The organism is Sphingopyxis sp. sgz302558, assembly GCF_057220455.1.
On record NZ_JBXPUZ010000003.1, the window covers coordinates 65,976 to 87,499 of the forward strand.

23 protein-coding genes and 1 tRNA gene are annotated in these 21,524 nt (G+C 62.3%); 6 read left to right on the plus strand and 18 right to left on the minus strand.

Features of this window, described 5'->3' with window-relative positions:
• Nucleotides 1-91: 91 nt before the first annotated feature.
• A complete protein-coding gene (locus AC2TC0_RS10885) occupies nucleotides 92-1,414 on the minus strand; it encodes an ATP-binding protein (RefSeq protein ID WP_484717552.1) in 1,323 nt (440 codons plus the stop codon).
• 76 nt (nucleotides 1,415-1,490) lie between these two features.
• Complete coding sequence (locus tag AC2TC0_RS10890) at nucleotides 1,491-1,736, minus strand: XrtV sorting system accessory protein (RefSeq protein WP_484717553.1); 246 nt, start codon at nucleotides 1,734-1,736, stop codon at nucleotides 1,491-1,493.
• Nucleotides 1,737-1,923: 187 nt separating this feature from the next.
• On the opposite strand from AC2TC0_RS10890, the gene AC2TC0_RS10895 reads away from it, so the two are divergent.
• Nucleotides 1,924-3,972 (plus strand): NosD domain-containing protein, encoded by a 2,049-nt coding sequence (locus AC2TC0_RS10895; protein ID WP_484717554.1) that lies wholly within the window; start codon nucleotides 1,924-1,926, stop codon nucleotides 3,970-3,972.
• A 116-nt stretch (nucleotides 3,973-4,088) separates the two neighbouring features.
• Here AC2TC0_RS10895 and AC2TC0_RS10900 read toward each other — a convergent pair.
• A tRNA-Ser gene (locus AC2TC0_RS10900) sits at nucleotides 4,089-4,180 on the minus strand.
• Nucleotides 4,181-4,390: 210 nt separating this feature from the next.
• Here AC2TC0_RS10900 and AC2TC0_RS10905 point away from each other — a divergent pair.
• On the plus strand, nucleotides 4,391-5,110 hold the full coding sequence (locus AC2TC0_RS10905; RefSeq protein ID WP_484717555.1) for a DUF1134 domain-containing protein: 720 nt from the start codon (nucleotides 4,391-4,393) through the stop codon (nucleotides 5,108-5,110).
• 54 nt (nucleotides 5,111-5,164) lie between these two features.
• Here AC2TC0_RS10905 and AC2TC0_RS10910 read toward each other — a convergent pair whose 3' ends face one another.
• The 4 genes from AC2TC0_RS10910 to petA are packed head-to-tail and all read right to left on the minus strand — an operon-like array spanning nucleotide 5,165 to nucleotide 8,476.
• Nucleotides 5,165-5,719 (minus strand): adenine phosphoribosyltransferase, encoded by a 555-nt coding sequence (locus tag AC2TC0_RS10910; protein ID WP_484717556.1) that lies wholly within the window; start codon nucleotides 5,717-5,719, stop codon nucleotides 5,165-5,167.
• Between the two features lie 27 nt (nucleotides 5,720-5,746).
• On the minus strand, nucleotides 5,747-6,583 hold the full coding sequence (locus AC2TC0_RS10915) for a cytochrome c1 (RefSeq protein WP_484717557.1): 837 nt from the start codon (nucleotides 6,581-6,583) through the stop codon (nucleotides 5,747-5,749).
• A 28-nt stretch (nucleotides 6,584-6,611) separates the two neighbouring features.
• On the minus strand, nucleotides 6,612-7,907 hold the full coding sequence (locus AC2TC0_RS10920; RefSeq protein ID WP_484717558.1) for a cytochrome b: 1,296 nt from the start codon (nucleotides 7,905-7,907) through the stop codon (nucleotides 6,612-6,614).
• A gap of 11 nt (nucleotides 7,908-7,918) precedes the next feature.
• The gene (petA, locus tag AC2TC0_RS10925) at nucleotides 7,919-8,476 is read right to left on the minus strand and encodes a ubiquinol-cytochrome c reductase iron-sulfur subunit (RefSeq protein WP_484717559.1); all 558 of its coding nucleotides are present in this window, start codon (nucleotides 8,474-8,476) and stop codon (nucleotides 7,919-7,921) included.
• Nucleotides 8,477-8,682: 206 nt separating this feature from the next.
• On the opposite strand from petA, the gene AC2TC0_RS10930 reads away from it, so the two are divergent.
• Nucleotides 8,683-9,138 carry a tRNA (cytidine(34)-2'-O)-methyltransferase gene (locus tag AC2TC0_RS10930; RefSeq protein WP_484717560.1) on the plus strand — a complete coding sequence of 152 codons (456 nt, stop codon included), beginning with the start codon at nucleotides 8,683-8,685 and terminating at the stop codon, nucleotides 9,136-9,138.
• Nucleotides 9,135-9,995, plus strand: a complete 861-nt coding sequence (gene hemF / locus AC2TC0_RS10935; RefSeq protein WP_484717561.1) for an oxygen-dependent coproporphyrinogen oxidase — start codon at nucleotides 9,135-9,137, stop codon at nucleotides 9,993-9,995. Before AC2TC0_RS10930 ends, hemF begins: the two co-directional genes overlap by 4 nt.
• Before the next feature lie 28 nt (nucleotides 9,996-10,023).
• On the opposite strand, the gene AC2TC0_RS10940 is transcribed toward hemF, so the two are convergent.
• Both AC2TC0_RS10940 and AC2TC0_RS10945 read right to left on the minus strand, forming a co-directional pair.
• Nucleotides 10,024-10,884 carry a hypothetical protein gene (locus AC2TC0_RS10940; RefSeq protein ID WP_484717562.1) on the minus strand — a complete coding sequence of 287 codons (861 nt, stop codon included), beginning with the start codon at nucleotides 10,882-10,884 and terminating at the stop codon, nucleotides 10,024-10,026.
• Nucleotides 10,885-10,913: 29 nt separating this feature from the next.
• The gene (locus tag AC2TC0_RS10945) at nucleotides 10,914-11,642 is read right to left on the minus strand and encodes a hypothetical protein (RefSeq protein ID WP_484717563.1); all 729 of its coding nucleotides are present in this window, start codon (nucleotides 11,640-11,642) and stop codon (nucleotides 10,914-10,916) included.
• A 134-nt stretch (nucleotides 11,643-11,776) separates the two neighbouring features.
• Between AC2TC0_RS10945 and lipB the strand changes: the two genes are divergently transcribed.
• Together lipB and AC2TC0_RS10955 are read left to right on the plus strand one after the other, a co-directional pair.
• Nucleotides 11,777-12,424: a lipoyl(octanoyl) transferase LipB gene (gene lipB, locus AC2TC0_RS10950; protein ID WP_484717564.1), complete on the plus strand. Its 648-nt coding sequence runs from the start codon at nucleotides 11,777-11,779 to the stop codon at nucleotides 12,422-12,424.
• Nucleotides 12,425-12,433: 9 nt separating this feature from the next.
• Nucleotides 12,434-12,739 carry a hypothetical protein gene (locus tag AC2TC0_RS10955; protein ID WP_484717565.1) on the plus strand — a complete coding sequence of 102 codons (306 nt, stop codon included), beginning with the start codon at nucleotides 12,434-12,436 and terminating at the stop codon, nucleotides 12,737-12,739.
• Nucleotides 12,740-12,745: 6 nt separating this feature from the next.
• Here the strand turns inward: AC2TC0_RS10955 and queE are convergent, their stop codons facing one another.
• From queE to AC2TC0_RS11000, 9 genes are all read right to left on the minus strand, one after another.
• Nucleotides 12,746-13,378 (minus strand): 7-carboxy-7-deazaguanine synthase, encoded by a 633-nt coding sequence (gene queE / locus AC2TC0_RS10960; RefSeq protein WP_484717566.1) that lies wholly within the window; start codon nucleotides 13,376-13,378, stop codon nucleotides 12,746-12,748.
• A complete protein-coding gene (queC, locus tag AC2TC0_RS10965) occupies nucleotides 13,375-14,067 on the minus strand; it encodes a 7-cyano-7-deazaguanine synthase QueC (protein ID WP_484717567.1) in 693 nt (230 codons plus the stop codon). Before queC ends, queE begins: the two co-directional genes overlap by 4 nt.
• A gap of 164 nt (nucleotides 14,068-14,231) precedes the next feature.
• On the minus strand, nucleotides 14,232-14,642 hold the full coding sequence (locus AC2TC0_RS10970) for a DUF3617 domain-containing protein (protein ID WP_484717568.1): 411 nt from the start codon (nucleotides 14,640-14,642) through the stop codon (nucleotides 14,232-14,234).
• 107 nt (nucleotides 14,643-14,749) lie between these two features.
• Nucleotides 14,750-15,682, minus strand: coding sequence for an Hsp33 family molecular chaperone HslO (gene hslO, locus AC2TC0_RS10975; protein ID WP_484717569.1), 933 nt, complete (start codon nucleotides 15,680-15,682; stop codon nucleotides 14,750-14,752).
• Entirely contained in the window at nucleotides 15,661-16,587 is a 927-nt protein-coding gene (gene argF / locus AC2TC0_RS10980) for an ornithine carbamoyltransferase (protein ID WP_484718111.1), read from the minus strand. The genes hslO and argF overlap by 22 nt, the downstream gene beginning before the upstream one ends.
• Nucleotides 16,584-17,780, minus strand: coding sequence for an acetylornithine transaminase (locus AC2TC0_RS10985; RefSeq protein WP_484717570.1), 1,197 nt, complete (start codon nucleotides 17,778-17,780; stop codon nucleotides 16,584-16,586). Before AC2TC0_RS10985 ends, argF begins: the two co-directional genes overlap by 4 nt.
• A gap of 132 nt (nucleotides 17,781-17,912) precedes the next feature.
• Entirely contained in the window at nucleotides 17,913-19,922 is a 2,010-nt protein-coding gene (locus AC2TC0_RS10990; protein WP_484717571.1) for a S9 family peptidase, read from the minus strand.
• Nucleotides 19,923-19,955: 33 nt separating this feature from the next.
• On the minus strand, nucleotides 19,956-21,014 hold the full coding sequence (locus AC2TC0_RS10995) for a S66 peptidase family protein (RefSeq protein WP_484717572.1): 1,059 nt from the start codon (nucleotides 21,012-21,014) through the stop codon (nucleotides 19,956-19,958).
• Nucleotides 21,011-21,514, minus strand: coding sequence for a DUF2306 domain-containing protein (locus tag AC2TC0_RS11000; protein ID WP_484718112.1), 504 nt, complete (start codon nucleotides 21,512-21,514; stop codon nucleotides 21,011-21,013). The genes AC2TC0_RS10995 and AC2TC0_RS11000 overlap by 4 nt, the downstream gene beginning before the upstream one ends.
• Between the last annotated feature and the right edge of the window lie 10 nt (nucleotides 21,515-21,524).

Sequence of the window (21,524 nt, forward strand, 5' to 3'; positions counted from 1 at the left end):
ATGTTTCAGGCCGGCGGACAAGCGTTTGTCTGACGTAGGCGGAGACGCGGGCATTTGCTGTTTGGCCAAACGGAAAGCTGGTGCAGTGCGGTCAGGCTGGCACAGCCGCCGCCGGCTGCATCAACCGCAACCAGACCAGGCTCGCCGCTCCATCCTCATTGAAACGCCAGCCACCGCGGGGATCATCGGCCAGCGGATGGACAATTTCCCCCACATCGCCGGTATGGGTGCGCAGCTCGGCAGTGATTGCGGGGTCGATGATCAAGCCTCCATTGCCTACGGCTTCAACAGCGGCTCGCTCCACCAATTTGCGATGTCCGCGGCTCAGCCTTTCCAGCGCGAAATTGCATTGCAGGCTCAAGCGACTGGCAATTTCCTCGCAACCCACACCTACGGCACGATCAATATGCGCGCGCGCAATCCAATCGTCACCGGCGTCGGCGGCCTCGAAAATCGCATGCTGGCCAATGAGCCCCACCAGATAGGGCAGCCCGGCAGACACCTCGGCCAAACGCTCGCGCGCCAATGCATCGAAGCGCACATTCCCCGATACCTCGGCAATGTCCACCATTTCATCGACTTCACTGGCGATCAGATTGGGCACACCGATGCCGGCGATGTTGCGGCGGATGGAGGGAACATGCGCCACCAGTTCGGACAGATTTCCAGCTACCCCGCCGATCAGTAATTGCACACGGATCGACCGATCGGACAAATTCTTGATAAGCTCACCGATGGGCCGACGAAATCCGTCGATGTCCGACCGGTCAAACTCGTCGAGAATGAGCAGGATGCGCGCGCCCTCGATGCGGCTCAAAACCTCGGTCAGCTGCGAAACCGAAAACTCGCCCTCGGGCAAGTGATCAGCCAGCGATCGGCTGTTTTCACGATCCCCTTCGGTTGGGTCGACGGTGCTGTCGTACAACATGGGGATCCGGCTAGCGAGCGAACGGAAAACTTCAGAAAACGATGCCGAGTGACCACAGGACACATAATGCACCAAATAATTGGCCCGCGTGGCCAGCCCTTGGATGACCTTCAAAACCGACGTTTTGCCGATACCGCGGTCACCATAGAGAACGACATGCAGGTCTTGGTCTTCGATCGACCGGATGACGCGCCGGATCAGCGCGGTCCGGCCCGCTAGACGGCGCACATCGGCCACCGGCTGCGATGGAGTAAAGGCCTGACGATAGCGCCGACTCGCGCCGGACTGGCTCTCTGCCCCACCCAGAAACCGACCGCCCGATGTTGCGAAACCAAGATGATCGGCATCACCCGCCAGAGCACCGCCGCTTTGCCTTGCCACATCGGGTGCGGCATTAGCCTCACCGGAGAAGAGTGCCGGTTCGGAAAACTCGGCAAAAACATCCTCCGACCGGTTGCGCCGAAACAACTTGGAAAACCAACCCATAGTATCCGATACCCGTTGTGACGCAGAGGGTGCAAGCGCCAATGGCACCAGCTTATGATGAAAAATCCTGCCGGATCTATTTCTTGCTGGGCAGCTGAACGTTCAGCACTGACACCACATAAATGCCAACCGCCACCATCAACGCCACCGCGATGGCGACATTGCCCTCATTGCCGAAATAATTGGCCGCAGCGCAGCAGATGCTGGGCGGCAGATAATGCCAGATGGTGTCAACTGGCTCGTCGGCAGCCGACCGGTGCAGGAATAGCACGATCAACCCGGCGAACATCGCCACGGTAACCCAGTCGTAGATCGTCTCCATGTCCACCCCTTGGCGCTTGCCACCAGTGCGAGACTGGCAGTGCGCGACATACGAAGCCCGAATAACGCCAAACGCAGTAAAGTTCAGGTTTACGCCATCGCGAGCAATTTTTAACCCGGTCGCACTAGCTATAGCGCCCGGCGGTCAAAACGCCACGCCTTTAACCACATAAGTTGCGGAGCGCCCCATGAGCCAGCCAGTTTTCAAAATCAGCGCGGTCAGCGCTGCGCTCCTCTCCTGCATTGCAACTGCAAGCAGCGCTTATGCGTGGCAGGCCGCAACCATGACCAATCAGGAAGTCCTAACCCTGATCGCCAACGCCAAACCGGGCGAAACCATCGATATTCCTTCCACATTTTCTGGCCCGCTGGTCATCAGCGGAAAACATTATGCCACCCCGATCACGCTCCGCAACAATTCGTCAATTGTGCAGAGTATTCTGATCCGCAACAGCAGCAACATTATTGTTGAAGGCGGTGCCGTCATCGGTGGGCCGGACGTCCGCTATGCCGTGCACATCGACTATGCCCAATCTGTTACGATCCGCGGTATGGACATCACCGGCGCCGTGCGCGGCCTAGTGATCAACCGGTCAGAAGCGGTCGGCGTGTTCGGAAACCGTCTTTCGGGACTACGCACCGACGGAATCAATGCCGCAGAATCGCGCAAAATTGTAATCGAGGGCAACAGCTGCTCGAATTTCAATCCGATCCTGCCCGTCTATGACGCGGCCGGAAATCTGGTGAAAGATGGCGACCATCCTGACTGCATCCAGCTCTGGTCGCGCCCAACCACTGCGCCCACCGCTGACATTGTTATCCGCGGCAACAGCATGACGGGCTACATGCAGGGAATTTTCCTGGGCAACCACATCCGCGACGGCGTAGATGATGGCGGCTTTGACCGTGTCACCATTGAAAACAACTACATGGACATCAGTTTCCCCAACGGCATCGTCGTGGGGGCAGGCCGCGTTGTGCGCATTGTCGGCAATCAGGTAATGACCATCGATGGTTCCCGTCTGAAGAATGGCGCAGGTCCGCTAGTCAATGCCACCATCAAGGCGCCCAATAGCACCGATGTGGTTGCCTGTAGCAACATCGTTGAGGCGACCCCAACTGGCTACGGCACCCAAGTTTGTTCGGGAGAATCTCCGCCGGTTCCGATCGCCCAGCCTGAACCTGTCGCGCCTGCGCCAGCTCCCGAACCAGAGTCGCCGCTCCCCGAGCCCCAGCCAGAGCCTGTTGCTCCCGAACCGGAGGCGCCTGCTCCGACACCTTCTCCGGAACCCGTTGCACCTGCTCAAGAGCCGGTGGCGCTACCCGCGCCTGCGCCAGAGCCAATTACACCTACGCCCGAACCCATTACACCTGCACCCGCCCCCAGCCCGGCACCTGCGCCCGCACCGGCTCCGGCACCTGTCCCGGCACCTGAGCCCACTCCGGAACCGGCGCCAGACCCGGCACCTGCGCCCGCACCCGCACCTGTCCCGGCACCTGAGCCCACTCCGGAACCGGCGCCAAACCCGGCGCCTACCCCGGCACCTTCGCCTACCCCGGCACCTGCGCCAGCCCCGGCGCCTGAGCCTGAGCCTGAGCCTGCACCGGCCCCGGCACCGACTCCAGCGCCTGAGCTCGCGCCTGCACCTCAGCCTGCGCCGGTTGCCGCCCCGGCACCGCAGCCCGAACCGACGCCGACGCCGACGCCGACGCCGACGGCACCGCAGGCAGATCCCTTCACTCCTCCGCCGCTTGTCCCGCTGGTTCCGACCACACCGACGCCACAAGCGCAGGCTCCGGCCACAAGCGCGCCAAGCAATGCACGCATGAACGGTCGCGGTGAAATGGATACCGATCTGGCAAATATACGCAGCGGTCTTGGTGGCGCGGCGACCGAGACACCTGGCACCAGCGCCACGTCAGCGCCGTTTGTATCAGCGCCAGTTGCATCCGTGCCGGCCGCGCCGGCCCCTGCACCGGCCCGCAACACATCCAAGAAAAAGAAAAAGGCCAAGGCCGTGCCGGTAGCACGCGTCACCACCATTGCGCCGACCCCGAACCCCAGCTTTACCGCGACGGCGCCGACGCCTTCCTCACCTGCGGCGGCCATTGCTCCCACGACCCAACCGGTGTTGGCCGTGGTTCAGGCGATCACTTCGCCAGAGGGTCTGGCCGTCACCCAGCCGAGCAATAACCGCCAGCGTGTCCCGGCACGCGGAAATGTGTCGATAAAGTGAGCGCGTCGCTAAGAACCAAGTAGCTTGCCGAACCAAGTGGACGGACAATAGAGTGGCAGTGGAGGACAGCCTGTTTGGCGCCCACGTTCGCTGCATCAGACTTGGCATTGGAACGGTGGCGGAGACGGAGGGATTCGAACCCTCGGTAGGGGTGTACCCCTACGACGGTTTAGCAAACCGTTGGTTTCAGCCACTCACCCACGTCTCCGCGCGGAACCCGGCACTGACCGGGGGATGACCGTGCGCGGGCTATAGCCAGCCCTTATCCCGCCTGCAACGGCAAAAACCAGCCCTACCCGACACTGTTTTTCCCGGCATTGATTCGCTTGGGCGCGTTTTTGATTCGGGTCATCGCCGGTTCATTGCGCCGTGCCCACAGCGAGTCATGATGACGGTGTATCAGGGAGTTGGTCCGAACATGCTCAAATTTCTCGCACCGCTTGCCGCCGCGCTATTGGCCTTTGCCCCAGCGGCGCAGGCACAAATGACCAGTGTTGACCCCAACACCGCGATTGATGCCGATCTGGCTCAGCCAGCCCCCGCGACGTCCGCCGCGCCCGCCCCAGCGACCGAAAATGTCGATGGCGATCTGGTGAAAGACAGCGGTGCGGCTGCCGCAGCAGCACCGCCCGCCGCAACTCCAGCGAACAGCGGCGAAACCTTTAAGCAAGACGATTTGATTGGGGCCGCAGAGGGCGTATTCGGCAAGGGTGCCGAGGGCCTGGCCAAAATGATTGAAAAGATTTTGAAGGAACAGGGCGAACCCAACGCTTATATTGTTGGGCGTGAGGCGGGCGGCGCGTTGGTGCTGGGCGTGCGCTACGGGTCGGGTACGCTGTATCACAAGGTGGAAGGCGAACGCCCCGCCTATTGGACTGGTCCGTCGATCGGCTTCGATGCAGGGGCCAATGCCGCACAGACCTTTGTACTCGTTTACAACCTCCACGACAGCGAAGACCTTTACAAGCGCTTTCCCGCTGGCGAGGGTGCCGCTTATTTGCTTGGCGGGTTCAACGCCAGCTACATGCGGCGCGGCGATGTGGTGCTCATCCCCATCCGCGTCGGGGTGGGCGCACGGCTGGGAGCCAATGTTGGCTATATGAAGTTTCGCAAGAAGCAAAGCTGGGTGCCCATTTGAAGGTAAACCCCGGGTCGCACCCTGGCCCCGCTTCGGCGGGGCTTTTTCTTTGTGTCAATCGCCCTCGAATGCGATCAGCGTCTCACATGCGACGCCGCCTGCCGCCAACCGCGCACTGCCAGCGAGGTCAGGCAGATCAATCACGAACAGTGCTGCCGTGACCTCCGCTCCCGCCGCGCGCATCAGCTCGGCTGTCGCCAATATCGTGCCGCCGGTCGCCAGCAGATCATCGACCAGCACCACCCGGTCGCCAGGTGCAATCGCGCCTTCGTGCAGCTCCAGCCGGTCGGTGCCATATTCCAGTTCATAATCGACGCCGATGGTCACCCCGGGCAGCTTGCCCGCCTTACGCACTGGCACCACACCCAGCCCCATCATCGCCGCCATCGCTGCACCGAACAGGAAACCGCGCGCCTCGACCGCGACGATCGCGTTGGCGCGGTAATGCATAGCGCGCTCAGCGAGGCGGCGAACCGACTCGGTGAAACCCTCCGGATGACCGATCAGCGTGGTGATGTCGCGAAATTGGATACCCGGTTTCGGAAAATCGGGGATGGTGCGGACGAGCGCCGCCAAATCAAGCTCGGGGCGCGGGGCGGGCCATTGCATGGTGAACAGCCCCGCCCCGCGCGCCGATCAATGTTTCTTCTTGTCCGCCCAGATCGCCTGATAGGACATATAGGCGAGCACGGTGAAGATGAAGAGGAAGCCCAGCACGGCCCAGCCCGCCCACACCCGCGACACCTGATTGGGTTCGGCGGTCCACACCAGGAAAGCCGACACGTCCTTGGCCATCTGGTCGACGGTCGCTTTCGTGCCATCGTCGTAAGTGACCTGCCCTTCGGCTGCCAGCGGTGCGGCCATGGCCAGATTCAGGTTAGGGAAATAGGGGTTGAAAGCCAGCACGCCGGTCGGCTGAAGCTCTTTCGGCAGCGGTTTGCCCGCTTCATTCTTGTAGGTTGTCGGATCGACATAGCCCGTCAGCAACGAGTAGACATAGTGATGACCACCTTCGCGCGCCTTAGTGATCAGCGACAAGTCGGGCGGAACGGCGCCATTGTTGGCGGCGCGTGCAGCAACTTCATTGGCAAAGGGCGACGGGAATTTGTCTGCCGCCACGCCTTCGCGCGTCGCAACCTCACCCGTTTCCGGGTTGATCGACGGTACCTGAAAACCCTTGGCAAAGGCTTTGATCTGTCCTTCGTCATACCCCAGGTCGGCCAAGTCGCGGAACGCCACTTGGCTCAGGCCATGGCATGCCGAGCACACTTCCTTGTAAACCTTAAGGCCGCGCTGGAGCTGCGCCGTGTCCCAATGCGGCATCAACCCGTCGCTTGCCAGCGCCACATGACGCGGGTGTTTGACGAATTCATACATCGCATTGGGTTCATTTTTCAGCGGCGTGGTCAAAATCGCCAGCACCAAGGCGGCGATAAATCCCAGACCGGCAACGAAGGCGCCCAGACGAACCATTATCTTCTGCTCCTAAAAAGTCTGGCGATCAGGCCGCCGCCGGCACAGCGCTGGCGGGGGCGGCAGCATCGCCGCCCTTGCCCAGCACGGCCTCGGTAATCGATGCCGGCATCGGCAGCGGTTTTTCGATCCGCGAGATGATGGGCATGATGATCAGGAAATGGGCGAAGTAATACATCGCGCCCAGCTGGCTGAGCAGCACCCACGGCTGTTCGGCCGGCATCATCCCGCATACGCCGAGCAGCAGCACGTCGACCACCAGCACCCAAAAGAAGATCCGGTACAGCGGGCGATAGGTTGCCGAGCGCACTGGCGAGGTGTCGAGCCAGGGCAGGAAGAACAACAGCGCAATCGATGCAAACATCGCGATCACGCCCCACAGCTTTGCGTCGATCCAAAGGAAGTTAAAGGTGAAGGCCTTCAAAATCGCATAGAAAGGCAGGAAATACCACTCGGGCACGATGTGCGCCGGCGTCGAGAGCGGGTTAGCCGGGATATAGTTATCCGGGTGGCCAAGCAGGTTCGGGCTGAAGAAGATCAACGCCGAAAACACCAGCAGGAATACACCGAGGCCGAAGGCGTCCTTCGCCGTGTAATAGGGGTGGAACGGAACGGTATCCTGTTCCGACTTCACCGCAACGCCGGTCGGGTTCGATGATCCCGGGATGTGCAGCGCCCAGACGTGCAGGATAATCACACCCAAAATCACGAAAGGTAGCAGATAGTGCAGCGAGAAGAAGCGGTTAAGCGCAGCGTTGTCGGGGACAAAGCCGCCCAGCAACCACTGGCGCAGCGGTTCACCAACGACGGGAATGGCCGAGAAGAAGCCGGTAATCACCTGTGCCCCCCAGAAGCTCATCTGGCCCCAGGGCAGCACATAGCCCATGAACGCGGTCGCCATCATCAGCAGGAAAATCACCACGCCCAGCAGCCACACCATTTCGCGCGGCGCCTTGTACGAACCGTAATAAAGCCCGCGGAAAATATGCAGATAGACGACGATGAAGAACATGCTCGCGCCGTTCATATGCGCATAGCGGATGAACCAGCCCGAATTGACGTCGCGCATGATATGCTCGACCGAATTGAAAGCGACGCCGACATTGGCCGAATAATGCATCGCCAGCACAATGCCGGTGATGATCTGCACCATCAGCGCGGCTCCAGCGAGCACACCGAAGTTCCAGAAGTAATTCAGGTTGCGCGGAACTTCATAGCCGCCGCCGATGGCACTGTAGACCAACCGCGGCAGCGGCAGTTTCTCGTCCATCCATTGCATGAACGGGTGCTGCGGCTGATACTGTTTTGCCCAGGGAAAGCTCATCGTCTTGCTCCTCAGCCGATCATCACAACGGTATCGGACGTAAATTCATATGGTGGCACCACCAAGTTGCTCGGCGCGGGGCCTTTGCGGATGCGGCCCGCCGTATCATAGTGCGAGCCATGGCATGGGCAGAAATAGCCGCCGAAATCGCCCTTGGCCTCGCCCTCGGCCGCGCCCAGCGGGACGCAGCCCAAATGGGTGCACACACCCAGCGTAATCAGCCAATTTTCCTTGCCCGGCTTGGTGCGCTCGTCGAGCGTCTGCACATCGCGCAGGTCGCTGTCGGGCGTAGCCTTCGCGGCAGCAATTTCCTGCGGCGTCAAATTGCGGACGAACACCGGCTGCTTGCGCCAGCTGGTCTTGATTGCCTGGCCGGGCTGGATTGCCGACACGTCGATTTCTGTCGATGACAGCGCCAGAACGTCTTCCGACGGTGCCATTTGGGTCACCAACGGGAATACCACTGCCGCGGCGCCAACACCGGCGAAACTGACCGTGGCGATATGAATGAAATCGCGTCGCCGGACGCCTTGTTCGATTCCGGCATTGTCTACGGTTTCACTGGCCATTAATCTGCCCTTGCCATTCTGGACTGAAAATTGAACTTTCCGTAACGGCAGCTAGGCACAAGTCTGTCCGGACAAAGGATCCGGCAAGGGCGCTGCGACTGCCCGGAATTGCGGGCCTGATAGCGACCGCTTTCCAACTTGCCAACAGGCAATTTTCAGATGCGAAACACTCGCATTTCTGCGGCTTCGCCCCTATGCGGGACGGGATGCGCCTTGCCTTGTTCCAGCCCGAGATTGCCGGCAATGTCGGTGCCATACTGCGGACGGCCACCTGTTTCGATGTGCCTGTCGACATCATCGAGCCGTGCGGTTTTCCCTTTTCGGAACGCGGGCTCAAACGGTCGGGGATGGATTATGCCGATCACGCTGTCATCCGCCGCCACGCCGATTGGGACGCCTATCAATCGGCCTTTGCCGGCCACGGGCGTTTGGTGTTGCTGACCACCAAGGGCGCTGCTCCCCTCCCCGGCTTTGCATTCCAGCACGGCGACCGTCTGCTGCTCGGCAATGAAAGCAGCGGCGCGCCGGACTATGTCCATAACGCCGCCGATGCGCGCGTCGTCATTCCGCTGCGACCCGGATTTCGCTCCTTGAATGTCTCGGTTGCGGCTGGCATCGCTCTGGCTGAAGCATTGCGCCAAACAAAAGGATTTCCCGCATGATCACTCTCGACGCCCAGCAACAGGCCGCGCGTGACTGGTTCGAAGCCTTGCGTGACCGGATTTGCGCCGAGTTCGAGGCGATCGAGCGTGAAGCGGGCAGCGACGCCAGCTTTGAATACACCGCATGGGATCGCGAAGCGCCCGGCCTTGCCCCGGGCGCGGGGGGTGGCGGCGTGCGCGGCGTCATGAAGGGCAAAGTGTTTGAAAAGGTCGGCGTCAACGTCTCAACCGTGGGCGGCGAATTTGCTCCCGAATTTGCCGCGACCATCCACGGGGCCGAAGGTGACCCCAATTTCTTTGCCACCGGCATCAGCCTGGTCGCGCACATGGCTAACCCGCATGTGCCTGCGGTGCACATGAATACGCGCTTTCTGGTTACCACCAAACGCTGGTTCGGCGGAGGCGCCGACCTTAACCCCGCCCTGCCCCGCGATGAGGACACGGCGGCATTCCATGCCCGGCTCCGTGCCGCCTGCGCGCCCTATGGCCCCGACGTTTACGAGCGCTATCGTCAGTGGGCGGAGGAATATTTCTTCATCCCGCACCGCGGCGTCGCGCGCGGCGTCGGCGGGATATTCTACGACCATCTGGAGGTGAATGACGACGCCAGCTTCGACCGGAACTTCCAGCTTACCCGCGATGTCGGGGAAGCCTTTCTCGATGCCTATCCGCGCATCGTTCGCGGCCGCATGTATGACAGTTTTGGCGATACCGAGTTGGAGCAGCTCTACCAGTGGCGCGGCCGCTATGCCGAATTCAACCTGGTCTATGACCGCGGCACATTGTTCGGGCTCAAGACCGGCGGCAACATCGACGCAATCCTGATGAGCCTGCCACCGCTCGCCAAATGGGCCTGACCGGCGACGCGCCGGTCAGGCCATTGGTTCAGGCAAAAATATCGGCACGATCACCGCCGCCCAGCGCTTTGTATATGCCCGCAGGAATACCCACATAAAGATAGGCGAGCGGGATACCGGCGAGCGCACCCAGTATAGCAAAAATAGCAAAGCTGCCTCCGCTTCCGGGCGCGCTGCCGCCGACAATAGCCGAAACGCCAAATACCAATCCAATGATCATCGAAATGATCAGGGCGACGATGAACAGCAGCACGAAATAGCCCATCAGCTTCCATTGCGACGCCGCCGTCATCCGCCACGATTCGGCGAGCGCGGGCAAGGGATTGAAGCTACGGCCCGCCGCCATGATCGGCCCCATCACGCAGAATCGCGCGGCGATCCACAGGAACAGGGCAAAAAGCACCGGCATTGCCAGCAATATCAAGCCTGCTGACCCCGCCGCACTTTCCGGTGATGGTTGTCCGCCCATCAGCAGCGGCAGCAGCGCCGAGCCGAACAACACACCCAGCACCAGCCCAATGACCAGGATGAAGGCAATGGTGAGCAGCAGCACAGGCAAAGAGGCGATCATGCCATAGCCCAGTGCCGACCCTACGCTTTCCTGCCCCGGCGCCAGCCCCATCCGCCATGACGCGAAATAGCTGCCGGTTTGCAGGATAAAGCCGATTATGCCGACCAGAAAAGCGGTGGCACCAAGCGCCGCCATGGCCCCGGCGCCCGATGCCAGCGTCGCAGGGTCCATCGCCACTGCGCCGCCGCCCAGCAGCAACTGAATGACGGTCGCGCCGACGATGCCCACGCCAATCAGCGCAATGGCGTGGTTGGCATGCTGGTCACTGAAAAAACTGGTCGTATAGGCCCAGGCCTGGCTGATGCTGATACGGTTCATATGCGTTGCCCCCAAAAAACTGAAACCACCTAATCAAATGTTCGTGCGGTCACCGCCGGCGCCAGCTGGCGGTATATGGCGGAATTTACAGCATAAGCAATCAGCGCAACGACAGCGGCCAGTACCGAACTGAACAGGCTGGCAATGGCATAACCAATGCTGCCGCGCGCGCCAAAGGTGGCGCCCAAACCGTCAACCAGCATCGAAATGATGACGAACACCAGCTGGATCAGGAACAGCATCAGCGCAATGCGCCAACCATTGCCGCGCGTCATGCTCCAGCTCTGCTCCAGGGCCGCAAGCGGACTGCGCGTGTCCCCCGCTGCAAGCAGCGCAAAGGACGGCGCCAGCCGCCCGCCCAGATACAAAGCCGGAATCAACAGGGCGAGGGCCGCCAGCCCCAACGCAAGCATCTGAATCAGAAACAGCGCGATCATGGTTGGGACCAACCCTATGGCCATGCCGACCGCTTCGCCGACGCTGGTTCCGCGCGGTGCCAGCCACAGTCGCATGACAATCACCGAGGCCAGCGTCGACAGAAAGCCGATAAACAGCAGCACTGGCGCGCTCTGGGCCATCTCGGCGCGGATAGTAGCACCAAGCTGCGCTAATGTTGCATCCGCAGGTGGCTCGATCGGAAGCGGACCGAGTATTGCAAACGCCATCGTTGGCAAAAGCACCAGCATGCCGACAACTGGAGCGGTCAACGTCAGATCGCGCCGTACTAACTGTACCGCGTCGTCCCAGGCGCTGCTCATATCAAATTTTTTCATTTTGTCTCCGCCTCATGGCAACCCGGCACCAAATGACAGTGACGCCAATCGCTAATGCTGTCCACCCACAGACGGCAGCCACGCTTGCGCATCGGCTCGACATTGGTCAGGGACATCGCATGCACTGTCCGCCCGCCTGGATCATTACCCACGGCCTCACCGCTTATCCCGTCGCGCTGGCCGACATGGAAGCGCGCGCTGCCACCATCCATCACGGCAGCGCCGCCGAGCGCATCTGGCTGCTCGAACATCCGCCGCTCTACACCGCCGGGACGAGCGCCGATCCTGCCGAGCTGCTTGACCCGCGCTTTCCGGTTTATGCCGCCGGGCGCGGTGGGCGCTATACCTATCACGGTCCGGGCCAGCGAGTGGGCTATGTCCAGCTAAACCTAGCGCAGCGCGGGCGCGATGTGCGCCGCTATGTACATGCGCTTGAAGGCTGGGTGATCGCCGCGCTTGGCGATCTGGGCGTGCCGGCGCGCCGCGCCGAGGGGCGCATCGGTATCTGGACCGATGATGCGCAGGGGCGCGAGGCCAAGATCGGCGCGATCGGCGTGCGCGTCAAACGCTGGGTCACACTGCACGGCTTTTCGGTCAATGTCGCACCCGACCTTTCCCACTTTACCGGCATTGTGCCGTGCGGGATCAGCGAATTTCCAGTCACGAGCCTTGCTGCGCTGGGCAAAGGCGATGATTTTGCGCCCCTCGATGCGGCGCTTGAACGTTATCTGCCTGCCTTTCTCGACAATGTCGGCGCGCCCCGCTAAATCCCGCTTATGTCCGCCAAATCCCGTATCATCCTCGCCCTGCCATTCCTGCTCGCCGGCTGCGGCAGCGGTAATGACAGCAAGACCACGACCAAGTTGGACGCGGTGGAGGTGCAGCCCGGCAGTGCCAGCGACGCGATGATTATGCTTGATGACAGCGATATCGATGGCACCTCGGTTGATGCCAGCGGCGGCGCGCTGACCGCCGAAGGGGCTGCTGCGGCCAAAGCCGAAGCGGAAAAGGCTGCGGCAAATGCACCGGTTGAGGAAACATCGTCGGATGCAGAAGCTGCAGACGAAGCGCCGGCCGAATAACCGCCGCTAACGTAACCCCAGCAATTTATGCGTCTGTAACGACAGCCGCCAGCGTGGGTCGCGCTGCACCAGCGCCACACATTCCGCAACATTGTCCTCGCGCACGCAATCGTCGAGCGGCTGAATCAATCGGTGGGTGAAATCCAGCGCGGCAAGCCGGTTAAGGTCGCTGCCCGGCTGCGGCCACACCAGCTTCAATTCGTCGCCGTTCACCTGCACCAGTTCGCTCCCAGCCTTGGGGCTGATGCAAATCCAGTCGATGCTGCGCGGCACCGGCAACGTGCCGTTGCTCTCGATGGCAATGACGAACCCCTCGGCGTGCAGCGCGTCGATCAACGCCGCGTCAACCTGCAACATAGGCTCACCACCGGTCAGCACGACATAACGATGGTCGGTGCCCTCACCCCAGCACCCCGCAACGGCCGCAGCCAGAGCGGCGGCATCGGCGAATTTCCCACCACCCGTCCCATCGGTCCCAACAAAATCGGTGTCGCAGAATTTGCAGATCGCCCTGGCCCGGTCCGCTTCACGCCCGGACCACAAATTGCACCCAGCGAAACGGCAGAATACGGCGCGCCGCCCCGCCTGCGCGCCTTCGCCCTGTAGGGTCAGGAAGATTTCCTTGACGCTATAGGTCATGGCGCGGCGGCATAGCGCGTTGGATCAGGCAACCCCGCGTCACTGAACCCTTTGCGCCGCAACCGGCAGCTGTCACAGAGCCCGCAGTGCAGCCCTTTTGGCGTCGGGTCATAGCAGGACCAGCTGAGACCTGCATCGATGCCCAGCCGCACGGCCTCGGCTGCGATCTCGGCCTTGCCCAGATATTGCAGCGGCGCATGGATGGTAAATGAGTTGCCGCCGTCACCGGCCTTGGTCGCCAGCGAAGCGAGACGGGCAAATCCCTCGATGAACTCGGGACGGCAGTCGGGATAGCCGGAATAGTCGAGCGCATTGACGCCTATGACAATATCCCGCGCGCCGCGTGCCTCGGCGAGGCCCAGCGTCAGCGACAGGAATATCAGGTTGCGCGCGGGCACATAGGTGACTGGAATATCATCGCCCACCCCGCCATTGGGCACGGCGATTTCATCGGTCAGCGCCGATCCGCCAAAGCGGCGTAGGTTTAATGGCAGTACGATATGCTCTGCCGCGCCGAGTTCCGCAGCAATGCGCCGGGCGGCGTCCAGTTCTACGCGGTGGCGCTGGTTATAGTCGATCGTCAGCGCGATAATGCGCGCCCCAGCTTCGCGTGCCATCCCGGTGCAAACAAGCGAATCCAGCCCGCCCGACAGCAACACGACCACCGATTTTCCTGCCAGATTGTCCATAAAGCGCGCCGTTACGCCGTGCGCGCTTCGGACACAAACAAAATGGGCCGCGCAATTTTGCACGGCCCAGTTTTCGGGCCTAAGCCCAAAGGGAGAAGAATGCATGTCGAAGCCGAAATGCAGCTTTGACCTAGCACCACGTAGTTAACAACGTGATAATGGACCTAACATCCGCCTGCCCGCCGCGCTTCATAGGCATGGCTGAACGGTGCACCACCAGCGATACCCTGCGTGTCAATCTGCACCAGCCGCGCTGTTTCGCGGCGGATGGTGGTGCGGCCATGGCCCGCTCCGGGGCAGGTATAGTGCACCGTCACCTCGGCATCGCCATCGGCGATCACATAGCGCGAACAATTTCCGCGCCCATGCTGCAGCTGGATGAAATTGCGTGCATCGCCCAGGCAAAAGGCCCGCAGCATCGTCGTCCCGCTGCGCTCGCGCAGCTCCCAGCGCCCCTTTTCGAGCGTGTCGAGCATCGCCAGCGACGGTGCCTGCGCGGGCACGGCCACACCGGACGGCGCCGCCACAAGCAGCGCCCCACCGATTACACGTACATAAGGAAAGCGGATCGCCATGCCAAAATGCTCCTAGAGCCTTTCCCGGACTATCCGGCACGCGCTCAATACCGCGACCTTTATGTCTGCAGAATTAAGCGACCGTTGCCGGAGGTGCAACCATTGCATCAATGGGTGGGCGTGATTTCATCCAACGAAATTGGAAAAACTCTTGAACAGAAAGCGCAATCGACCGGGATGATGCCATCGTCACCGGCCATCTCGATGCGCTGATCGGCGGGAAACTGGGCCAATACGCTTGCAAAATAGGCGGTGCTGCACCGACACCCCTTGGTCAGGTCGGGCCCTGGCTCGACCCGAACCTCATCCTCGTGGAACAAATTCCAGGCGATCCGTTCCAGCGCCAGCGCGGGATCGGTCAGCTCGGCATCGCTCAGCGTCACCGCGATGGTCCGGGCATGTTCCCATTCGGGATGGTCGTGGCGCACGTGCAGGCGATCGCGGCCGACCTCACCTTCGGGCAGATGCTGGAGCAGCAAACCGCCGGCAACGCATCCCTCGCCGGGGTCATGCCGCGCCGCGACGCGGATCAGGCTGGGGATTTGTTCGGACTGTTCGAAATAATGTTCGGCCGCCGCGGCAATGCCTTCGCCCTCCAAAGGAACAATGCCCTGATAGCGCTCGCCGGTCGCCGCCTGGTCAAAGGTGATCGCCAGAAAGCCGCCACCGAACAGTGCGAACAGGCTGGGGTGTGGTCCCACCTCGGCCAGCCGTTCGGCGTCGAATTGCAGATAACCGCGCAGCGCACCGTCTTTCCAATCGCATACCAGCAGCTCAATCGGCCCGCCGCCGGTCTGCGCCTGCAAGGTCAACTGGCTGTCCGCCTCTTTCAGCGTCGAACCCAGGAGCGCGGTCAGCACCAGCGACTCAGCAAGCAATTTCTCGGCCACAGGGGGATAGGCGTGTGCTGCCAAAATCTCTTGCAACACGGGCCCCAGCCGCACCAGCCGCCCGCGCACATGATGCGCCGCCACGGTGAACAGCAAGGGCTGGTCAAACCCGGTTTCAATCTCGTCGCTCACAGCCGCCCCAACGCCCATAACAGAATGGATTTTTGCGCATGAACGCGGTTCTCGGCCTCCTGCCATACGCGCGATTGCGGGCCGTCGATCACCGCGTCGGTCACTTCCTCGCCGCGGTGCGCGGGCAGGCAATGAAGGAACAACGCGTCGCACTTCGCCGCGCTCAGCAGCCGTTCGTCAACCTGATAGGGGGCCATGGCCGCAAGTTTGTTGTGCGCGTGCGCCTGCCCCATAGACACCCAGGTATCGGTCACGACCACATCGGCGCCCGCCGCCGCCACGGCCGCGTCGCGGTGCACGGTAATGCGTGCACCCAGCACCTCGGCGCGCTGCACGAAATCGGTGTCAGGCTCATATCCCTGCGGCACGCCAGCGCGGATATTGAATTTGAACATCCCCGCCGCCTCGATCAGCGATGACAGGACATTGTTGCCGTCGCCCAGCCAGGCGACCTCTAGCCCTGGCAATGCCTTCCCATTCTCGGCCAAGGTCAACAGGTCGGCGACGATTTGGCACGGGTGCGAAAGGTCGGTGAGGCCGTTGATGACGGGGACCGACGCGTTCGCCGCCATTTCTTCAATTTTGGCATGGTCGTCGGTGCGGATCATGATCACGTCGGCATAGCCCGACAGCACGCGCGCGGTGTCGGCGATGCTCTCTCCGCGCCCCAACTGCATCTGTTCGGCCGCCATGAAAATGGCGGTGCCGCCCAGCTGCTGCATCGCGACCTCGAACGACATGCGCGTGCGCGTGCTGTTCTTTTCGAACACCATGGCCAGCACATGGCCACTGAGCGGGGCGTCAGCATCGACCTTGCCCTTTGGCCAGCCAGCGCGCGCCGCCTTGCGGTCAATGGCGTCGGCGATCATCGCGGCAATCGCATCGCCGCCCGCATCGGATAGGTTCAGGAAGTGGCGCGTCACGCCGCAACCGGCAGGGCGTAGCTCGCCGCGCCCGCCGACAGCCGCTCGATGCATTCGGCAATATGGCTTTCGTCGATGATCAGCGGCGGTAGCACGCGGAACACATTTTCACCCGCCGCCACGGTCAGCAGTCCGTGATTGTCGCGCAGATGCGCCACGAAATCGCGGCTGACCGCCGGCTCCTTCATCTTGATGCCCAGCATCAGACCCTTACCGCGAATTTCCTCGAACAATTCGTCATGGTTGGGGATCAGCTGTTCAAACGCCGCGCGCAGCCGGTCGCCCATCGCGGTGACATGCTCCAGAAAACCCGGCTCCAGCATCACATCCAAAATCGCCTGCCCCGCCGCCATCGCCAGCGGGTTGCCGCCATAGGTCGATCCGTGCGTCCCCGCGACCATGCCCTTCGCCGCTTCCTCGGTCGCGAGGCAGGCGCCAAGCGGAAAACCGCCGCCAATGCCCTTCGCCGAGGTGAGGATGTCGGGCGTGATGCCATAATGTTCATAGGCCCACATCTTGCCGGTGCGGCCATAACCGCACTGGATTTCGTCCAGGATCAGTAACAGGCCATGCTCGTCGCACGCCTTGCGCAGCCCCTGGATGAATTCGGGCGTCCCGGCGGTCATCCCGCCCTCGCCCTGCACCGTTTCCACCAGGAAGCCCGCCGTCTCATCATCGATCAGCGCCAGCGCGCCCGCCAGATCATTGAACTTGGCATAGGCAAAGCCCGGCAGCAGCGGCTCAAAACCATTGCGCATCTTCGCCTGATCGGTCGCCGAAATCGCGCCCAGCGAGCGTCCGTGGAAGGCGTTTTTGAAGGTGATCAGCTTGTAGCGATCCGGATTGCCAGTGGCGTCATGATAGGCGCGCGCCGTCTTGATCGCGCACTCGATCGCCTCGACCCCCGAATTGGTGAAAAACACCGTGTCGCCAAAGCTGTTGTCGACAATCCGCTGCGCCAGCGCCTCGCCCTGGGGGCTGCCATACAGGTTCGACACATGCATCAGCGTCGCGGCCTGCTCGGCAATGGCCTTGGTCAGATGCGGGTGGCCATGCCCCAGCGCATTGACCGCAATCCCCGCCGCAAAATCAAGCGCGCGCCGCCCATCCTCACCGATCAGATAACACCCTTCACCGCGCACCGGGCGAAACCCGCAGCGGGGATAAACGGGCATCAACGGCGTGATCGACATGGGTTGGCTCCCTTTGGTGCTCTAGCGCGCGCGGAGGCGCAAAAACAAAGAAGGCGACCCCATCCGGGCCGCCATCCTGCGCAGCGGCCTATACGAGGTGGGGGTTGGGGGCGTCAACACCGCTCGAAAGGGCTATTCCACCCGCCACCGCTCAAACCACTCAATCACTGCCAGATTGCTCGCAATCCACTGCGTCGGCCTTCCCATCCCATGGTTCGCCTCGGGCAGGCGCACTTTCATCGCGGGTACGTCGCGCAGTTTCAGCGCCTGATAATACATCTCGGTTTGCGCAATCGGGGTGCGGTAATCGGCCTCGCCGGTCATCAGCAACGTTGGCGTCACCACCTGTCCCACCAGGCTGAGCGGTGATTGCTTCCAATAGGTTGCGTGGCCGTCCCATGGATTTTCGCCGCTCAGCCAATAGCCTGCGGTCAGCGCCTGTATGTCCGACGACAGCGCTTGCACCGTCCAGTCGGTCACCGGGCGGATCGCGGCGGCGGCGCGGAATTTGCCGGGTTCCTTGGCAATTCCCCACAAAGTCAGCACCCCGCCGCCCGACCCGCCGACGATGAACAGATTGCGCGCATCGACATATGGGCGCGCCGCGACCGCATCGACGCCGCTCATCAAATCATCATGATCCTCGCCCGGATAAACGCCGCCGAGGAAGTTGGCGAACGCCTCGCCATAACCGATGCTGCCGCGCGGATTGGCGAACAGCACCAGATAGCCTTTGGCGGCATAGGCCTGATGCGACACCGAAAATTGTGGGCCATAATCGGTGTTCGGGCCGCCATGAATGTCGAGCACCAGCGGATATTTCTTCGCCGGATCAAAGGCGGCGGGATATTGCAGCCAGCCCTCTATCTCCGCCCCGCCCGCGCGCGATTTCCACGTGACGCGCTCCAGCTTGCCGATGTCTTTCCCCTTGCGCCAGTCGGCGTTGAAATCGACCGTGGTAACCGTCTTACCCGCGCGCTGAACGCCCAGCCCCGGGGGGCGGTCGGCGAACTGCGTGGTAAAGGCGATGGTCCCCTGAGCGGATGAATAGGCTCCGCTGCTGTTGGGCAGATAGAGCCGCCCGCCGCCCAGCGCGGGCACCACGACACGCGCCGCCTTGGTCGCTGGGTTGATTTCGACCAGCCGAACCAGCCCCGCCTCGTACATCAGCGCTTGGATGGCTTTGCCATCGCTCGACCAGCGCGGCGACTGGACAGGCAGATCGCGGTCGGCGGTGAGGTTCACCGGCGCGCCGCCCGCCAGCGGCACCACCCACAGGTCGGGTTGAATGTAGAAGCTCGGCCGGTCAAGCGCGCCGGTATAGGCCACCCATTTGCCATCGGGCGACACGGCAGGCTCGGTCTCATACCCCTTAGCGTCGGTCAAGCGGCGCGGCTCGCCGCCCGCGACGGGAAAAACGAACAAGTCGGCCTCGCGCGCGGTGCGTTCGGCATCGGGCTGGCGTAGGCCGCTGACGACGATGCTGGTCCCATCGGGTGTCCACGCCAGCGGACTGTCGCCATCGAGTTGGTGGAAATCGCCCGCCGAAATCTGGCGCGGCTCGCCGCCCGCCGCAGCCACGATGAAGATGTGGCGGTATCCGGGCTTCACATAGCCGCCGTCGTTCAGCCGATAGGTGAAATCCTCGGTCACATGCGCGTCTGCCGCCCAGGTCGCGCCCTCGGGCTTGGCGGGCATGCCGTCGAACTTGCGCGGCGGCGTTTCGACCAGCGCGGCATAGGCGATGGATGCACCGTCGGGGCTCCAAGCAATTTGTGACGGCGGCGATTTGAGCGCCGTGATCGGTCGCCCGATCCCTTCAGATATGGTCATCACGAAAATCTGCGGCTTGCCCGCGACTGGTGCGACATAGGCGATGCGCGTGCCATCGGGCGACCAGCGCACACCCGATGCGCCATCCTTGCCGCCAATCAACAGCCGCTTTTCGCCGCCGACCGGCATGATCCACACCTCACCGAGCCGCCGGTCGGTGGCGATGTCGGCATAGCTGCGCGTGAAGATGACTTGCTTTCCGTCAGGCGAGACTTGCGGATTTTCGACCTGCGCGATCTTAAACAGGTCGTCGGGGGCGTAGGGGGTGGGTTGTGCAAAAGCCGGGCTGGTTAGGCACAGCGCGGTCATTGTTAGAACGGCAAATCTCATCGTCATCCCCATCTAAACCACCGCCGCTTCCAGCATCCGGATCGTCCCCGCATCGGCATCGATTTCCGCCATCACCCCTTGGGGCAAGCTGAACTGGTCGGCGATATGCCCGAACCATGCACCCTGATAGGCGGGCACGCCCAGCCGCCCCAGATGATGCTTCAACACATCGGTTAGCGTAAAGCCGCCATAATTGCCGCTGCTAGACCCCACGCAATTGGTACACTGCCCGAACACCGCGCCCGCTAGCCCGCCGAGCACGCCCGCCTGCCCCAGCTGGGTCAGCATCCGGTCGATGCGATATTCGGCCTCGTCAACATCCTCGAGGAACAGGATCGCGCCTTTGAAATCGGGCAAATAGGGCGTACCCGTAAGCGCGGTCAGCACCGTGAGGTTGCCGCCGAGCAATCGCCCGCGCGCCGTGCCTTGCGTAATGGGCTGAGTGCGCCAGCGCCGCTGCACCAGCCGGTCCTCGTCCGCCGCCGGATTGACCAAAGTCGGCGTCGCGCCGTCGAACGCCAGCGCCTTGAAATGGTCGAGCGAGCCCTTGCCCCACGCGCTGCCGCCATTGGGGCCGTGGATAGTGGTGAAACCCGCCTGCGCGGCAATCGCCATGTGCAGCGCCGTAATGTCCGAAAAGCCGATCACCAGCTTGGGATTGGCGCGGATCAGATCCCAATTCAGATAGGGCAGCAACCGCGCGCTGCCCCACCCGCCGCGGACCGCCAGAATCGCGCGCACCTCCGGATCGGCGAACATCGCGTTCACATCGGCGGCGCGCTTCTCGTCGGTATTGGCCAGATAGCCGTGACGCCCCAAAACCGAGGCGCCGCGCTTGGGCTTAAGGCCCATCGCGGTCACCGCTTCCTCGACCAACGTCAGCTGGAACGTTTCATCGCTCGCGGTCGCGGGTTCGATCAGGCCGATGGTGTCGCCGGGGCGCAGACGCGGGGGTTTTCTGAATGGCCGGCCTCGCGAATTGGTGACCGTTTCCGCCCCCGCCCCGCCGGGCAGCGCCATCGCCGCCCCCAGCGCCGCCAGCGCGCTGCGCCGTGTCCAATCCATGCTCATCCGAACAACCAGCTCCCCAACATGCGCCCGAATGGAAAAGTGAAAAAGCCCGCGATCAGCAATGCACCCGTCACCATGCCCCGCACCGCGCTGCGGTGTTTTTCCACCCGGTGCGCGCGGGCGTTGAGCACGATGCGCGGCACCTGGATCAGCGTCCACACCGATAAAATATGAATAACGCTGAAGCTGCCCTGATTGATCGTCTGGATATTGAAAGTCGCCAGCGCTGTCAGCACCATCGCCCCCACCCACATCCAGCCCAATTGGCGGTGCATCCGGTCGCCGCGCCGCCGCAGCAGCATCGCCGGGGTCAATGCCAGCGCGACGATAATCGTCAGCAAATGGCCCCATACCCATGGCGGCACCCGCGCCCAATCCGCCTGCCCACGAAAGATGGCAACCAACGTCGCCAGCAACAGCGCCCCGGCAACAACAGCCAGCAAGCGGTCAAAACCCGTCACCGCTGTGATCGGAACCCGCTGTTTGGGCGCTTGGTCGATGGTCGTTGTG

Excerpts from the sequence above, each read along its gene's own strand:
- petA (WP_484717559.1), bottom strand. The coding sequence starts at position 8,476 with ATGGCCAGTGAAACCGTAGACAATGCCGGAATCGAACAAGGCGTCCGG.
- AC2TC0_RS10895 (WP_484717554.1), top strand. The coding sequence starts at position 1,924 with ATGAGCCAGCCAGTTTTCAAAATCAGCGCGGTCAGCGCTGCGCTCCTC.
- AC2TC0_RS10990 (WP_484717571.1), bottom strand. The coding sequence starts at position 19,922 with ATGACCGCGCTGTGCCTAACCAGCCCGGCTTTTGCACAACCCACCCCC.
- AC2TC0_RS10885 (WP_484717552.1), bottom strand. The coding sequence starts at position 1,414 with ATGGGTTGGTTTTCCAAGTTGTTTCGGCGCAACCGGTCGGAGGATGTT.
- AC2TC0_RS10915 (WP_484717557.1), bottom strand. The coding sequence starts at position 6,583 with ATGGTTCGTCTGGGCGCCTTCGTTGCCGGTCTGGGATTTATCGCCGCC.
- AC2TC0_RS10930 (WP_484717560.1), top strand. The coding sequence starts at position 8,683 with ATGCGCCTTGCCTTGTTCCAGCCCGAGATTGCCGGCAATGTCGGTGCC.
- queC (WP_484717567.1), bottom strand. The coding sequence starts at position 14,067 with ATGGACAATCTGGCAGGAAAATCGGTGGTCGTGTTGCTGTCGGGCGGG.
- AC2TC0_RS10995 (WP_484717572.1), bottom strand. The coding sequence starts at position 21,014 with ATGAGCATGGATTGGACACGGCGCAGCGCGCTGGCGGCGCTGGGGGCG.
- lipB (WP_484717564.1), top strand. The coding sequence starts at position 11,777 with ATGCACTGTCCGCCCGCCTGGATCATTACCCACGGCCTCACCGCTTAT.
- AC2TC0_RS10920 (WP_484717558.1), bottom strand. The coding sequence starts at position 7,907 with ATGAGCTTTCCCTGGGCAAAACAGTATCAGCCGCAGCACCCGTTCATG.
- hslO (WP_484717569.1), bottom strand. The coding sequence starts at position 15,682 with ATGGGCGTTGGGGCGGCTGTGAGCGACGAGATTGAAACCGGGTTTGAC.
- queE (WP_484717566.1), bottom strand. The coding sequence starts at position 13,378 with ATGACCTATAGCGTCAAGGAAATCTTCCTGACCCTACAGGGCGAAGGC.
- AC2TC0_RS10970 (WP_484717568.1), bottom strand. The coding sequence starts at position 14,642 with ATGGCGATCCGCTTTCCTTATGTACGTGTAATCGGTGGGGCGCTGCTT.
- AC2TC0_RS10940 (WP_484717562.1), bottom strand. The coding sequence starts at position 10,884 with ATGAACCGTATCAGCATCAGCCAGGCCTGGGCCTATACGACCAGTTTT.
- AC2TC0_RS10890 (WP_484717553.1), bottom strand. The coding sequence starts at position 1,736 with ATGGAGACGATCTACGACTGGGTTACCGTGGCGATGTTCGCCGGGTTG.
- hemF (WP_484717561.1), top strand. The coding sequence starts at position 9,135 with ATGATCACTCTCGACGCCCAGCAACAGGCCGCGCGTGACTGGTTCGAA.
- AC2TC0_RS10955 (WP_484717565.1), top strand. The coding sequence starts at position 12,434 with ATGTCCGCCAAATCCCGTATCATCCTCGCCCTGCCATTCCTGCTCGCC.
- AC2TC0_RS10905 (WP_484717555.1), top strand. The coding sequence starts at position 4,391 with ATGCTCAAATTTCTCGCACCGCTTGCCGCCGCGCTATTGGCCTTTGCC.
- AC2TC0_RS10985 (WP_484717570.1), bottom strand. The coding sequence starts at position 17,780 with ATGTCGATCACGCCGTTGATGCCCGTTTATCCCCGCTGCGGGTTTCGC.
- AC2TC0_RS10945 (WP_484717563.1), bottom strand. The coding sequence starts at position 11,642 with ATGAGCAGCGCCTGGGACGACGCGGTACAGTTAGTACGGCGCGATCTG.
- AC2TC0_RS10910 (WP_484717556.1), bottom strand. The coding sequence starts at position 5,719 with ATGCAATGGCCCGCCCCGCGCCCCGAGCTTGATTTGGCGGCGCTCGTC.